This window comes from Candidatus Nitrosocosmicus franklandus, assembly GCF_900696045.1.
Lineage (GTDB): Archaea > Thermoproteota > Nitrososphaeria > Nitrososphaerales > Nitrososphaeraceae > Nitrosocosmicus > Nitrosocosmicus franklandus_A.
Genome location: NZ_LR216287.1, coordinates 149,747 through 166,135, shown reverse-complemented (window position 1 = coordinate 166,135; position 16,389 = coordinate 149,747). Strand labels below are relative to the sequence as shown.

Genomic DNA, 16,389 nt, shown 5'->3' with positions numbered 1-16,389 from the left:
TACATTTTATCATTCATTTTTATTATGATTGGAATTGCCCTAGTCATAAAAGCTCTAAAAAGAATTGACACTAAAGATTTATCACTTCGTAATCATTTATCCAAACCATCATCCTTTTCAAAGAAAACTGATGTCCTTGCAATAATGCTCTGTATTTCTTTTTACTGTATTTTTAATTTTGCTATGTATCCAGATGCTACATTAATACCGTACGCGGATACATCTAGACACTATAATCATTCTTCTATATTGTCAGTCTTCCCGGATCTATATACTCATTTTAATTATTTGTTATTTCACTCGTATAGCGCTACCCTGGACGTATTGTCTGGCATGAATCAGAAAATGACTGATATTCAAACAATTCCAATTTTGTTGAACCTCTTGCTACCATTATCTATTTACGTCCTGACAAAGAGATTTCTTTCAAACATAGATAAAAGAATTCCAGCATTGGCAACAATTTTTTACACATTCTTTAGTAATCTCTCATTCATCTATTTTGCTCAATTAAAATTAATTCAAGATGGCAGTACTGATACCACCATACTTACAGAGGTTGCAGAAAAATCTTTTAACGGCACTATTAATTTCTTGCAACCATTTCTCTATTTTACTCCGATGTCCGCTGCCTTCTTAATTTTAATTATATCATTCATGTTGTTAAAAGTCAACAACCTACCTAAGATAAAACATATTGTATTATACTCTGTATTAATTTTAGCGTTAAATCTTACTCACATATCGGAGGGTTTGATATTCATCGTAATCTTGATCATTTATTCTTTAATTACAGAGCGTGATAAAGCAAGTCTAAATAATGCTCTTGTGGGTTCATTGATTGGAACAGTGGTAACGATTTTGTTTGTTATTTATAGAGTCTTTGTTTGGCCAGATCCTCTGGATGATCGTCAATTAAATTTCGCTACTCAGATCGTCTTTATTCTGCCTGGAATTATTGTTGCTACTTTGGCATATAGATGGAAAATATTGCCAAGGCTTTCCAAATTTTCTGAGGAATGGATCATCAAGATAAAACGTCATTTTTCCAGTACTATGCGATCTTTGATTTTGACAATCACCATAGCATTCACCGTCATTTTTCTATTAGGGTTGGTTATTTGGATTGTAACTGATGATTTTAGATATTCTATGGTTATTACAAACGGATTTGTTCCATGGTTCATTTATCCAATGTTATTTGGGGTAACGGGTCTCCTGGCGATACTTAGTTTAAGATACCTACCTAATATATGGAAAAATTATAAATCTCCACTCGTTTTGATTTTAATTGTAATTACCATATCCTTTCTTTTAGGAAGGGCAACTTCCTTCATTAATGTAAACATAGTGAATACGGGATATTGGGAGATTAGGTTCATAATGATTGTATTTACATTCATGTCATTATTAGCCCCCATACCACTAATTAAGCTAATTGACAACGTTTCAAACAATAGGAAGAAGCAAACATCTCTTATTCTTATTTCAACTCTTGTGTCTTCAATAGTGTTATTGGGTTTCTCATCATTGATGCTTCAATCGGAATTATGGTACTTGAGTATTACAAGTAATGCAAAAAATATTAGCGATGCTGAATTGGATGCTTTGAATTTTCTAAAAAATGTTCTAGAGAAAGATAAGAATGCTTTTGCAATAGCACCTTCAACAGTTTCATCTCATATGTTAGTATTCGCCACCCCTTCTTACATTCTCAATCAACCCGATCTTTTAACTCAATCAAAGTACCCAGACATTCCATTGCTCTCTTTGTCAGCCTACCATCTCGATCATGCATATTTGTATCTCCATTCTCGTGATGTTGCAATATTAAGCAAAAATCCAACTACCTGGTTATCTAATCATTTAATTAGAACTCTACCTGTTGTATTTTCTAATGATGAAGTTAGTATTTATAACATAACCAATGTGTCGTATCCAGTTTCTGATTCTAATTCAGTTTTAGTATATCCAACAGAATTATTGAACAATGATCAAAGAATGTCGTGGTACGTGCAGGATATTTTGTCACAATCTCAATCAGGTTTTTCGAATTATACAGTAATGTTGGATAAAGATCCTCGGATTCTTAAGAATAAGAATCTTGTTTTGAGTTTTGATCCTCCAACTTCATACAATCGTTCATTCTATGATGATTTTCGACAGATAAGTTACAATAATAGAGACTTTGAGACTAACACGTGGTCACCTATCTCTGGAACCTGGAGTCAAACCTTAACTGGTCTGCATGGAGAAACTGATCCTGGCGAGATCGCCTCATATGACTCATTAAATAACCTAATTTTGAGCCCCTTTTTTGCGACCAATCTTTCTTCTGTTGCTACTACGTTTGAGTTAAACGATCGGAATAGGAATATTTCGATTCCGAATTATGTCTCTATTGTATATTCATTTCAAGATCCTGAAAATTACAAACAGACGGGCATTAATCTTTTCAATAACGATATTTATGTCCTCTTTTCACAAGTAGTTAATGGTTCACTGATCAATGAGCCTGCTTGGCCAGGATTGAAAACTAACCTGAAGGTTGGTCCTGACAATCATTTATTTGATATGTCCTTATCTTTTACAAATTACACTCAAACCCTGACTGTCAATGGTATGAACTATTCGTACCCCTATAACAGTGATAATGCTATTAATGATGGCTATGTCGGATTGAGCTACGGTAGAGTTAAAAGTGTTGACTTTTATGATTTTGAAAGTCACGATAACTCAATGTTATTTCTACGAGACTTTAGAGATTATATCAGGTACGCGGAATCAGGGGGAAATCTGTATTTAATACAAACGGATATGGCACACTAGCTAATACTATATTTGGTAACTCATCAGAGATATCGTTGCTACACTCAAGTACTAAATATGATCAACCTATTCAACAAGATAGCACCCCATTTATGATTTTCAACAGTGAAGGTAATGCCTTAGGTGATGCCAGCAATATTACAATAACTGATCAACCTATTCAACAAGATAGCACCCCGTTTATGATTTTCAACAGTGAAGGTAATGCCTTAGGTGATGCCAGCAATATTACAATAACTGATCAACCTATTCAACAAGATAGCACCCCGTTTATGATTTTCAACAGTGAAGGTAATGCCTTAGGTGATGCCAGCAATATTACAATAACTGATCAACCTATTCAACAAGATAGCACCCCATTTATGATTTTCAACAGTGAAGGTAATGCCTTAGGTGACACCATTGAGAATAGTGTGAATTTGTCGATACCAGTTTTGAAAAAACCTTTTGGAAGTGGAACAATTACCTATGTTGACATTTATCCTTTGCTATCCTTAATGAACGAGAATAAGTTATCATCATTTAATTTCTCAAATTACCTTAGAAATCTATCCGAAATAATGCCCCTGGAGCCCCTTGCTTCAAAACCAACTAATTTTAGAGATCTCAATATCTTTCGCGAAATGAACGCGAGCGGGGATATCGCAATTAATACCACATCAGTTATCTTTCCTACGGTTGCTCTTGAGGAGCTAGTGATAAAAACCAAGAGTGATAATTTTGATCAGATTAAATATAATGATGTTTCGCAATTGGATATTTCAAATTATACAAATGTATTCTTTAATGTTAGTAATAGCAAGATCAAATTGAATGATGGTAGGGGGTTGTATAGCAAGATATCTATTGATGAAGGAACGACGTTGGAGTTCACTTTTTCAGATGATGCTTACATAAATGGAATCTCACATGGCAAGACATTTGAAATCGCTAATGTATCGAATATTTATTTAACGAGTCGTGAACCGATCCCGATATACATGAATCAACCAAATGTAAATGTCATTGGACATACGGTTTTGAAAGATTATTATTATGGGAAATTTATAAATCCAAAACAAGATCGGTTTATTAATGGAACAACATCGTTTAGTGTATATATGTCAGATGTCAATACCTTAGCTAGTAATGTTACAATGGTAGGGAATGTTACGAAAATACCTTCAAGTATGCTTAAATATAATGATCTAAATTTTCTAAACATTCTTCGTGATCCAACAGTTGTTGCGGGAGTGCTGATTTCTATTCCTTTCATTCTGGTAGTTATTTTTCTAAAGTATGCACGTGATAAGGACTACTCTGCTTAGAATAAGATTGAATACAGATAGATTTAGAGCCTATCCCAAAATTAACTTTCTATAGATGATTATACTACAAGAGAACTGTGCTAGACCAAGATAGTTTTCATCCTTCTTTTCATATCGTGTGAAGAGTTTCCTAATCCTGTTATGCCATGAATTCGTTCTCTCTACAACCCATCTCTTGGAAGAATATTTCTTACGGTTTGGCATTGATATTTCTTTGCCAATTTCACCTTTCTTCCCTTTTTTCTTCTTGATTGGAATGTGCAGAACATATCCTCGTTTGATTAATTCCTGTTCTTCCTCTGCAGATTTGTATCCCTTATCAAGACACAGATGTTGTAATCGTCGTCGTCGTCGTCTCGATCTGGATAATGATTTTGGTCTTTTTATTACTGTATTATCGACTACATCTGTTACCAGATTGATGTCGTGAGTGCTAGCAGGTGAAATTACAACCGATAGAGGAATACCTTTCTTCTCTGTCAAAATGTGTCTTTTTGTGCCTAGTTTGCTCCTGTCTGTGGGATTATTTCCAGTCTTGGCCCCCCTAAAGATGACTTTATGGATATACTGTCTATGGATTGCCACGTCCAGTTGAGACCAATTTTATCTTCATAATCTTTCAATAGTTTGATCCATGCATTTTTAAATACATCCAGTTTATTCCACTCCTGAAATCTCCTGTGACAGGTAGAACCTGAACCATATTCTTTTGGAAGCATCTTCCATTGGCACCCCGTTCTAAGAACGTAAAGGATCCCATCCAGTACTTGTTTATATGGAATAATCGGTCTACCCACAGTTTTTGGAGGCTTTTCTTTAGGCAGTATCTTCTTACACTCGTCCCATAATTCATCGGGAATCCTTCTGATAGTAGGAAGAGTGTGTTTTGCTTTGTCTTCCTTAGTCTGGACACAGATCACGGTTTACCAAGACAGATAAGGAGCTATATTTCTATCGAATTTTGGGATAGGTTCTTAGTATTACAACGATGATAATTGGATGTTTTAGAATCAGTTTCTTCCAATAGTTGAGAAAGAATAGATATATTATTAAATCATATCCTTCTGAAGAATCATCTTTGGAAAATGTTACAGCTCTGCATTGAATCTAAGTTTATATGAAATACCCTGCCTGTCTCCATCCTATTAGAAAATACCAAGAAATTCTGGTTTATAATCTAGTAATTTGTAAGTATGTCTTGTTTATACTTATCAAATTTTGTAACGTTTTTTTCTGAAGACTGATAAGTCTTACCGCAGTATAAGGATATAATTGTCTTACCGCAGTATAAGGATATAATTAATTCCTGATGCTTACCTATGATAATTCTAGCGATCTGAACATTTCCACAGCAACTGGTAAGAATTCATCAAATACTTGAACGGAAGGAGCGAAGTACGTAAAAATATCTGCAGAGGTATTATCATTTGATACCTTGATAAATTGCACCCCTTTATATAATTGTGTTCCATTTTTATAGTTAAATAATATCATATCTGTAGGATAGCCCATAAAATCGGACACTTCTGAATCTAAAATGTTAAAGTCATTCAAGGTTCGGTTAAGATGTAAGACTTGTTGATTCTTAAATTCATTCAAAAAAGAATTCTTTATTGGTATATCCGCTATAGTCGCGCCTAAATTTTTTTCCTCATTAAGAAATGTGCTTCCTCTGTCATTTTCAATCTTAATGAAGTTAGTAGGATAATCAATTTTTATACCTAAATCATTATTTTCATATGTGGCGAAATCTATGGTATCTAAAGATAGTTGATTATTTGATTCGCTTGTGCCTGAGGAATTAGAGGTAGTGTTTGCATTAGTAGTATTTGATGTTTGTGTGGTTGGAAGGCTTTGGTTTTCTGAGGGTTGTCGATTATTTGATTCGCTTGTGCCTGAGGAATTAGAGGTAGTGTTTGCATTAGTAGTATTTGATGTTTGTGTGGTTGGAAGGCTTTGGTTTTCTGAGGGTTGTCGATTATTTGATTCGCTTGTGCCTGAGGAATTAGAGGTAGTGTTTGCATTAGTAGTATTTGATGTTTGTGTGGTTGGAAGGCTTTGGTTTTCTGAGGGTTGTCGATTATTTGATTCGCTTGTGCCTGAGGAATTAGAGGTAGTGTTTGCATTAGTAGTATTTGATGTTTGTGTGGTTGGAAGAAGATCTTCTCTAGATAATAATTCTACATTGTATAAATCCTTTGGTGAAAATGCATCTCTAAAATAAGGTATTTGAAATGAATCTAACATAACTGATGTTAGTGGAGTAAAATGATCGAACAAGATATCGTCTGCATAATACAAAAAGGTGAAAGTCCTATCTTCGAAAATTTTTGATAAAAGTAATACTTTTTCTTTATCTTTACCATTCACGAAGGTAAATGTTAGACTCTGAATTGTGGATCCATCTTCAGAAGATGATGTAGTAATATCAAGAATAGTAGCATTCAAAAAACTTTCCTTTATGAAACTGATTGTGTTCATAGCTATCTCATCAATTGTTGCATTAAGTGTAGGTGCGTTTTGAACAATCACACCAATAGTTTTTATGGGTGATACAAATGATATACTTTCTGAATTAGATACATTGGATTTTTGCCAAAAAGATGGATAAGAAATATTTATCATGGAATATGGATCATAGTATTCGACAAATTCTGTATCTCGAATAGGATAGTTACTACCTTGTGATTGAGAATTAGCGATTTGAAAAGGCACTGCTGATTGTACAAATACAGATAATATAACTATGACAAATATCAAACTAAAATACATCTTTATTATTTGTAACCACATAGATTTAATTTATAATTCTATTATATTAGTATTCTTCTAAAAGATTGTTTACCAAAATCATACTTTTGAATAGTAATATAATGAGAGGAACGAATGAATCGATGTATTTGTATTAATTCGTTCTAAAATATTTTGCTTGAGTCAGTTGAGAATGGATTATACATACTATAATTCAACAATAAATCTGTCAAATAGTATGATTGGACTAGAAAAAAGATCTTATTTTGAAAATACATTGATCATATTTTGAGTAAGGTCATAAATATACTTATTTAAGGTATTTCTATTAGTTCATTTGTGGTTAGTAACAATATTATAATAAGATACAACAACTAATGCACACAAATTAATATTTGTGATACTATACAAGAGTATTATTATAGTTACTCTATTCCGTTAGATCTAGAGGTATGGTTTGGACCTTTCAAGAGATACATGTATTATCAAGATTTTATTATAAAAATTAGAATTCAAAAAAATTATATTAGAAATCGTCAGAGCTAAGAGTGGTCTTGTTCAGGGCTTTGATAACAGCTCAAACCAAAAATAAATAAAATATTCTATAATTAATAATTACTCTAAAAATACCTAGATTTAATCTATTGCACCTTGACACTGGTTCCATTGGAGGGATAGTAGAAGTTACAGAAATACCTATAGTTAATATGAATTGAAGAATTAGATAACACGATTTGAAGAAATAATTCGAAAATTTTACTTTGTTTTCTCGGCAGGTGGAAACTCAATGACATTACCTGTTTGTCTTTTGACTCTAGTAGAACTCAGGTTTGACTGAAATGAAAATCTTGATCAATAAAATGTAGTTCATATACTAATTTGCATTTTTGTAATGTATTTTACCTATGTAAAGATAAACTCTATCTTGAAGTCGAATTTGTTGAATACTGGACAATCGATATAATCATTCATTGACCAATAATTTGTTATACAATTTAATATATTCATTAGATATAATATGTGACGAGTATCTATCTGCAGCAAATTTTTTATTTTTGTTTCCTTTTTCATAAAAATCATTAGGCCGATTTCTAATCAAATCTATTACTTCATGGAGGACATTTAAAATCGATTCTGTATTTAAGGAGACGACGTAATTATTAATTGGGTCTATGGTCTCGACTAAACCGCCCAAGTCATTACAAATTATAACCTTTCCACTAGTCAAAGCTTCAATTATTGCGTAAGGTTGGTTATCCAAACTTGAAACGTGAACGTATGCATCTATACCTGTCAAGAAATCCCTAAAATCATCTCTAAATCCCATGAAAACAATATTTTGATTATTTATGTATTTCGTTTTGTAACTCTCAAGATATTTGCCAAATCCAAAGACCAACAAACGAACTCCTTCCACCTTTTTTGAAATAGACTCGAATGCATCAAGAAGATACTTCAAGCCTTTTACCTTTTCATGTATGTTAAAATTTGTTGCTGTTGCAAATAATATCTCAGTTGGAATTGTTTTTAGGTTCTTTTTTACCACATCATCGAGTATCTTCAGATCATATGGATAAGGGATAACGTGGCATTTTTTTGAATTAATCTTCATTTCGTTTATCAAGAATACACTGGCGGAAACGATCTTGTGCGCCAAACTTCTTGAAATTCTATCAGAAATCCAAAAAGGTATAAAAATATGTGGTTTCTTAAAAATCGAAACTTCTGCTAAATAATTTCCATGATACGAAATAATTATTTTTTTTCTAAGCAACTTTGCCAGTACTAAAAACGGGATATTATAAGGTGTAAGAGATACAAAATGTATAATCTTTGCTCTTTTAATTACTGCTAAATAATTATTAAATAAATCGATGTAGCTACTTAATTTCCCTTTTTCAACAGACCAGTATAATTCAAAAACCCTAGGCTCTTTAGACTTTACCCCATTTATTATCTCAAGAGCAAATCGATGTACTCCATTCTTATTTAACTTCGGAAAAGTACATAAAAATAGTATAGATAATTCGGGATCCAAATATAATTATCCTAAATCTCATTATATATTTATCTATTCTCTATAAGTATCTTTCAGTAGATACTTAACCTAATTTATCTCCATTTATTTAAGTTACCTTATTGTAGTATATATTGTACAATAGCTCAAATATCTATAGAGGTATGGATTGTATTCAAGATAGCCGATTATTGTAAAACTAATTCGATGAGATAGACTTTGAAGCTTGATTCTCATTACGCTTTGTTAATTGCAATTTACTGACTGAGTCTGTTTTTTTTAGCATATCCGAATTAACTAAGATCAGATAAGATGTGCATAATCTTACAATATTATTACTATTCCATAAACATTTGACTAAATAGAGAATCGTGATGACAAAATTAAAAAACTGATAATATCATGAAGAAAATCCAATAATTTGTTTATAGGCCTTATCGGTTTCTATTGCGACTTCCTTCCAATCTAATACATTACCCGTATTTGATTGCCCCTTGTCAAATTTATCATAATCTGTAATTGATTTTCTGAGAGCATTGTATATATCTTCCACAGTGCTTCTGGGAATGAGTGTTTTTGAAGCATACTCTTTTAGGACATCAGGTATGCCACCAACTGGTGTATATAAGATATGCAGCGAAGCCGCCATCGCTTCCAGCAAGGCAATAGGCAATCCTTCAGTTTTGGAACAGATGACAAACATATCTGAAAGTAGATAGATTTCGTGTAATTTATCTTGAGGTTGCCATTTAAGCAAATGTACATTTGGGATATCGCTCAACATTGAGTAAACTCTATCTTTTAGGGAACCTTCGCCTACGATGACTACTTCTATGTTAGGGTTGTTTATAAAAAGAAGTTTTATTGCACTCGCAAACTCTATAATTCCCTTTATGTGCTCGAACCGACCACTAAAAAGTATTACTATCTTGTCATTTTGAATATTATATTTCTGACGATAAATGTATTTATTACTTATATTTTCTCTAAATTGCGTCATATTTATTCCATAAGGAATAGTAAAATACTTAAGTGAAAGCGGTGCATAACTTCTAGCATAATTGGTAACATTGGGGGTAGATCCGATTACAGCGTTTACTTTTTTTAAGGCCCTGGAAAAAAATAGTTTGTTAAAAGTTTTTTCCAAACCTAATTTTCCACCAAGACTATGAGGATTTAGACCGAATGTTCCAAGGATTGACAAAATACAAGGTATCTTATACTTGTAAGCTAAATCTATTGCCATTAACGAAATTGGAAAGACATGGCCATGAATATGGATCAAATCAAAACATCCTCTTTGAATTATTTTACTAATTTTTTTCCCTCCGTCTAGTGGTATACTGGCACTTTTGAGCGGTAATGGCCAATCTGGAAAATAGATTGAAGGAACCCTGATAATGTTTGGTGGATCTGTAGGAACAATTTCCTTTCGAATGTGCTTGGGTGCAATAATAGTTATATCATAATTCAAATCTTTCAGTTGAGTTGCAAGATTGCTAACGTAAATAGATACACCTCCGATTTTCGGCATATATAATGGAGTAACATGTAAAACTTTAAAGTTAGTATTCATATTTGATATAAAAGCTGGGTTTATTATCAACCATGCGTTGATATTGGGATTTACAGATCTTTCATGACCCACGGAGTTATCGAAAGTAAAATACTTGCAACATGATAGCATTCTCTCAAAACACATACCACAGGAAATAAAAATTCAAAAGATTTCTTGGTCCCGATTAGGCTGTTTATAATACATGATACTAGAATAATACTCGAAATTAGCTACTTATTTCAGAATCAAGTGAGACAACTTGAGGAAATAAGCAGTAAGGAGAAAAATCGGTATCATGTTCACAGGCTCAAATACAAACGTTGGGGATTTGAGCGTAAAATGCTCATTCATAAAAAATATCGAAATATTGTTTTATGTTATTCAAAAATATCATTTACAGATTATAATTGATGCTACTTGATTACAAAAGAAATGATGGATGATCTAATCCTGATATTAGCTCAAAGATTTTTTCTACAAATCCGAATTGTCGAAGGTTTCATTTAACAATTAATTTGGGAGTAAATTTGTCAATTTGAATAAAGTCTAGACTATCACTTAGACTACTGAACATAAATTATACAAGATTCAAGGAACAAATTGGTCACAAAAATGATATTATGGTAATTGCCTGATGTAAAGTGTATGGGTTTATCGAGATACATGAAATCCCATGCCTTAATTAAGCATCAGAAATTCTCTGCCTTAGTCAAATAATAGATTCTGCTTAGTAACCTGACTCTCTATTATGTGGTCTTATGTAGGAAGCAAGTTAAATGCTAAAGAATTTTAAGTCAAACTATATAAGAAGTTAAATTAGATCGATTAGGTAATAATAATTATGAGTCCCATTTGACTACAATTCAATAACCAAATTTGCTTGTTGGTTTGGATTCGATTTACTTTTTATAAATTTGGCCGGATTACCTGCAATGACATTATATTGTTAAACGTCTTTAAGGACAACCGATTCTGCTCCTACTATGCTATACTCTCCAATAGTCACACCAATGAGAATAATACACCCCAGAGCAATCCAAATCCCTTTATTTATTACCACAGGTAACGTAGTTCTTAAATAAATGCTTTCAAGAAATGGAGATCAATGAGATCGGTGAGCAAAAATCATTGTCTTCATTCCAATTAGTACATTATCGTCTATTGTTATTAAATCAATACGCAGCAGATCTATGTGGACGTTGTCGCCAATATAAATGTCCTTCCGTATTCTAGTTCCTCTGATTTAGTATATTGTTACAGCCATACTTGAGAAAGGAGGTTTTGTAGATAATGAATGTAGGAGCCAAGGTTTCGTCAAATGAGCCTTCAACTTGCTCTTGCTATTTGTCTTATGATATTCCATTTAACTCTGCATATGCCTTTTTCTCTTAATAGTTCACTTAGGAATTATTAAGCACATTTGTTCCAACACATTTATTTTTTTCCATATTTGAAAAATTTATAGATTATTTACTATCGGTGGGATATAAGTTTAATATTTATCCGAGGTGTATGAGGAATTCAAGTATAAATCTCCAATTTGGCAATGGAGATAGATGCTATACCAGAAATCGTGGAGTAATACTTAAAATAGACTCTTGATTCGTTTTGTATTATAATTTGAGATCTATTGGATTTGATGTATATTTGAAAATAGTCCAGTTACATTTCCTGCATTTTAGAAAATGATCTGAAAATTCATTCTTTTATCACTAGATATGGGTATTGAGATCGACTACACAGTTATATCTATTTGTTTAGTAATACAAAAATCGTATTAATTCTCCACTAACTACCTAACAAAGCATGTACCAATAGTAAACGATTTTCAGTATAACTTTCATTTATTTTCTCTTTAATTAGTTAATCATATATCAACATGTCAACTTTCTACTACATGGTTGTATTATTGATTGTTACTTTCTTTCAATTGATTAAAAATACAAGAGACTTTTTCACAACTTAATGATCTTCTATTTCGCAAATCCAATGAGAAAGTCAACTTTCAGCCGTTTTAATTTGAATTTCTAATACTCTACGAATTTACGAAAGATATAAAGGCTGGCGGCTTTGGTATCTATCTAATATATTAGAATTTTGACTTATGATATTCAAAGAATCTAAACACGTCGGTTGTGACATGATTTCTCATTAAGGAACTTATAAAGTAATAAGTAAAGGAAGTTAAATTAGGTTAACAGCAGATACTCTAGTGGTTAGCGACTCTCTCTAGTTAGACAAGAGTCGTTTTAATCCTTCTTCTAAGTCGATTTCTGGTTCCCAACTAAATTTATTTGATACCTTACGAATATCGGCCACCATTTCTAAAATATCGTTGGGCCTGATAGATTCGTCATAATCAATTGATACTTTCCTTTGCATATTTTTTTCAAGTATTTCTATGACATCTTCTAAGCTGTTGCTCTTTCCTGATCCAACATTATACACATTGTAACCATTTGGAAAATCATTTATGATCCTCAAAATGAGCTTTACAAAATCGTCAATGTATAAAAAATCTCTTTTTGTATTCTTTTGACTTAATATCGCCTTTCCAGTTGTCTTAATCTGGTGAATAATAGTAGGGAGAAAGGAAAGTGGTTTAGAAAGCGGACCATAAATATAGAATGGTCTTAATGTTACTATATTTAATTTATAGTCCTTTGAATAATTACTACAAAGTTCTTCAGCTAATAATTTACTCTTATTATAAGGAGAATGTGGGTTTACCGGATGATTCTCATCAATTGGATTATACAATGGCCTTCCGTATACATATGTACTTACATTAATAATGTTGTTAATATCTTTATTTCTGGCAAACTCTAAAATATTTAGGGTTCCGATGATATTTGTATAATATGTGTCATACGGATCAGCAAGTGAGAGAGGAATAGAGGTTTTTGATGCAAGATGAATTATGACATCTATATTCCCTTGAAGGCGATCCAGTTTTTCCTTTTCAAGAATGTTAATTTGTTTGTTAATATTCACATTAGTATCATTAACATTATAATTAGAAAAAATATCTACTCCTAATCTTTGAAAATGCTGTTTAAGTCTCTTACCTATAAAACCATTTTCACCTGTTATTAATACTTTCAATAGTAATGTAAAGAACTACAAACAGATATAATCATACCGTCAATGAAGTATGACATATGCATTTGAAGAAATTAAAGTTTATATACTCTTTTCTTAGAAACAATAGTGTTTTTGTGGGTAAACTGCACGATTCAATAATTCGGTAGTTTACAAACGCGAATCAGAAGAATTTTTTAGATGAATTTCATTGAATTACTTGCGCAGGTAAGAAAATTCATTCTTAAGATTTATTATGTTTTACTATTCTTAATAGTAGGTAGTGAAGCTAAATGGAATCGTGTCAACCTTAATCAAAAGAAATACAGACTGTTGTGGTTTACCATAGTGATTACTTTATGAATCTTCTATAAATTCAAAAGCGACATTCTCACAAATATGCTCTTAACACAATTCCCTCATAGAAAATCCTATGGTATTGAAAAATTTATTCAAAGAGGGAATTTTTCTGTCAATGACGAGAAAAACTAGTAGAGAAATATCTCTTTATTGGAGAAAGCTTCGATTAAGAATAGAATGTGTTTGTATTTTAAACCCTCTACATTGATATCATTGTGAATATGACATAATCCAAAGAATTCAAACAAATTTTATCTGCGCCTCGTATTGATAGTCTACAAACTAGTATACCTATGGAATAGTAAGCTTCGTCAAAATATGAGTATGGAGAATAAGAACGATCAAGTTAAATGCTTCAATATGAATACTTATGAACCAGTATAATTCTAGAATAAAATAGTGATTAAAAGGCCGAGCTTGATTCAAGATTTGGGATTTAACAGATCGCGTTGTGTTGTTGCAAGCTGTGCTTTTTTTTCAGTTCTGATTTGCTTTTATACGCTAAACATATTTACATTTTTTCAACCGACTGTGTATCCTTTTATAGACCGTATAACTTACATAGTTGGCTTTATCGATAAATATTTCCTAAATAGTCTCTATGACTCTATAATCATAATTTTATGCACTATTTTATGGTGTCAATTTGGTATTTTGAATAACAAAAAGTATTTTGTCATTGCCGCTATTGGTATTTCTTTCTTACTAAGCTTATATACGAATAATGATCTAATTAGAAAATTTGTTGTTTCAATATCATTTCCAACTATTATGTTGCTAATTTTGTTCGATCGGGTTTTTACAAGAAACTTTATCAATTTCGATTGGAAGCTTTCTGTAAACTATATCTCTGTAATAGGGATATCTATTGGTATTCTTAGTGGGATTGTAATCGTCGCTTATATAACCTTTCCTGAAATGCCGACACCATTATTAAATTATCTGTATTATTTTTTCATAATTCTTTCCATTTTCTCTCCGATTTGTTTGATTTTAATCCCATTCAGTTACCTCATCGTAATAACTTCTCAATTCGTAAGAAAAAAATTTGTAAGACAATCTGCTTCAATACAGAATAAATCCATCACAGAGGAAAAAGATCTGAAACCAAGAATCAAATTTTTTCATTTATTATTGTTGATTCTTTTATCAATTCTTATTTCTATGATACCACATTTAGATACTATTAATAAAGGGGATCAGATTATTGGTGTTGATACTGATAATTATTCTAAATGGTTAGAATTAATGACAAAATCAGTAGGGTTGGAGGAACTTCTACACAGCGTCTTCGTTACTATTACCGGTGGTGATAGAGCCCTTACTTTATTGTTATTATATTTATTATCATCAGTATTCCCTCAAGTTAATCTTCCATTATTCTTAGAGTATCTACCGATTTTGTTAGGTCCAATGCTCATATTAAGCACATATTTTCTTTCCTGGGGGATAACCAAGAACCATCTCGTATCCATCCTTGCTTCCTTGATTACAATTCCATTGCAAGTGTTAATAGGTGTGTATGGAGGCTTATATGCAAATTGGTTTTCATTAACCTGGAGCTACTTGGCGATTCTTTTTCTTTTTAGAACCTTAGACGAGCCAAAGCTTATCAATTATCTTGCATTTTCTTCATTGCTTGTAGTGTTGATATTTTCTCATACTCCTACTTGGAATATTCTATTATACGTAATTGCATTATTCCTTGCTGTAAACTTTTTCTTAAAAAGAGGGGATAGCAAAAAAAAATATCTCTATATTGCATTTTCTATACTGCCATCAGTAATCGCTGATTTGATGCGGTTATTACTCTTGGATAGTTCAGGTATAAAACAGGAAATTGCTTTTGCCGTGCAGAGAGAGGTAGGAATACAAGACTTGCATACAATTTGGGAAAATTTGATTGCCACAACACATTTCACTTTAGGTGGACAAGTAGGAAATCCTATTATTTTACTCTTAGTAGTTTATTGGTTATTTATTGTCCAGATAAAGGAAAGGTATACTATTTTTTTCATTATATTTTTTTCATTATTTCTACTTCCATTCTTGTTTGGAGATCAACAGATTCAATCACGGTTTTTTTATGAAATACCAATCCAAATCCCTGCAGCTATTGCGTTAATACAAATAAAAAATAGACTCGGACATTACTTGCCAATAGCAGTATGTTTCTGGCTAATTATAATGTCTGCATATATGGCCGCAAATTTCGTGTTAATCTATCATTAAAATCATGGGTGAAAAGTAAACCTAAATATTTGTAAAGATCATACACAAGAATTTTCTTTAGATTGAATTCATCAAAGTAATTGGTTTACTATGCCCAATACAAATTAAATCTGTTTGAAAATGTCGAATTAGTTTCTAAACTCAATTCGTTCTATTATTATAGAACGTTGTACTAGATTTAAAAGACTTTAATTTACGCCTAATCTTGTGGATCATATGTGAAGAAAATCACAAATTAATCAATTAATATTGGT

General features: G+C 31.9%; 9 protein-coding genes. 3 read left to right on the top strand and 6 right to left on the bottom strand.

Going from position 1 to position 16,389, the window contains the following annotated elements; translation table 11 throughout:
• The first annotated feature begins 24 nt into the window (after positions 1–24).
• Together NFRAN_RS00740 and NFRAN_RS00735 are read left to right on the top strand one after the other, a co-directional pair.
• Complete coding sequence (locus NFRAN_RS00740) at positions 25–2,829, top strand: hypothetical protein (RefSeq protein ID WP_134482625.1); 2,805 nt, start codon at positions 25–27, stop codon at positions 2,827–2,829.
• Positions 2,830–2,864: 35 nt separating this feature from the next.
• Entirely contained in the window at positions 2,865–4,136 is a 1,272-nt protein-coding gene (locus NFRAN_RS00735; protein ID WP_134482624.1) for a hypothetical protein, read from the top strand.
• Between the two features lie 30 nt (positions 4,137–4,166).
• Here the strand turns inward: NFRAN_RS00735 and NFRAN_RS00730 are convergent, their stop codons facing one another.
• The 6 genes from NFRAN_RS00730 to NFRAN_RS00705 form a co-directional block, all read right to left on the bottom strand.
• A complete protein-coding gene (locus NFRAN_RS00730; RefSeq protein ID WP_232037901.1) occupies positions 4,167–4,619 on the bottom strand; it encodes a transposase in 453 nt (150 codons plus the stop codon).
• A gap of 17 nt (positions 4,620–4,636) precedes the next feature.
• Positions 4,637–5,056, bottom strand: coding sequence for a transposase (locus tag NFRAN_RS00725; protein ID WP_134482622.1), 420 nt, complete (start codon positions 5,054–5,056; stop codon positions 4,637–4,639).
• Positions 5,057–5,453: 397 nt separating this feature from the next.
• Positions 5,454–6,851, bottom strand: a complete 1,398-nt coding sequence (locus tag NFRAN_RS00720; RefSeq protein ID WP_172602009.1) for a hypothetical protein — start codon at positions 6,849–6,851, stop codon at positions 5,454–5,456.
• Between the two features lie 1,000 nt (positions 6,852–7,851).
• Positions 7,852–8,925 carry a glycosyltransferase family 4 protein gene (locus tag NFRAN_RS00715; RefSeq protein ID WP_134482620.1) on the bottom strand — a complete coding sequence of 358 codons (1,074 nt, stop codon included), beginning with the start codon at positions 8,923–8,925 and terminating at the stop codon, positions 7,852–7,854.
• Positions 8,926–9,304: 379 nt separating this feature from the next.
• Complete coding sequence (locus NFRAN_RS00710; protein ID WP_172602008.1) at positions 9,305–10,591, bottom strand: glycosyltransferase family 4 protein; 1,287 nt, start codon at positions 10,589–10,591, stop codon at positions 9,305–9,307.
• A gap of 2,100 nt (positions 10,592–12,691) precedes the next feature.
• Positions 12,692–13,567 carry an NAD-dependent epimerase/dehydratase family protein gene (locus tag NFRAN_RS00705; RefSeq protein ID WP_134482618.1) on the bottom strand — a complete coding sequence of 292 codons (876 nt, stop codon included), beginning with the start codon at positions 13,565–13,567 and terminating at the stop codon, positions 12,692–12,694.
• Positions 13,568–14,557: 990 nt separating this feature from the next.
• Between NFRAN_RS00705 and NFRAN_RS00700 the strand changes: the two genes are divergently transcribed.
• Complete coding sequence (locus tag NFRAN_RS00700; protein ID WP_134482617.1) at positions 14,558–16,135, top strand: hypothetical protein; 1,578 nt, start codon at positions 14,558–14,560, stop codon at positions 16,133–16,135.
• The last annotated feature ends 254 nt before the right edge of the window (positions 16,136–16,389 follow it).

Excerpts from the sequence above, each read along its gene's own strand:
- NFRAN_RS00710 (WP_172602008.1), bottom strand. The coding sequence starts at position 10,591 with ATGCTATCATGTTGCAAGTATTTTACTTTCGATAACTCCGTGGGTCAT.
- NFRAN_RS00740 (WP_134482625.1), top strand. The coding sequence starts at position 25 with ATGATTGGAATTGCCCTAGTCATAAAAGCTCTAAAAAGAATTGACACT.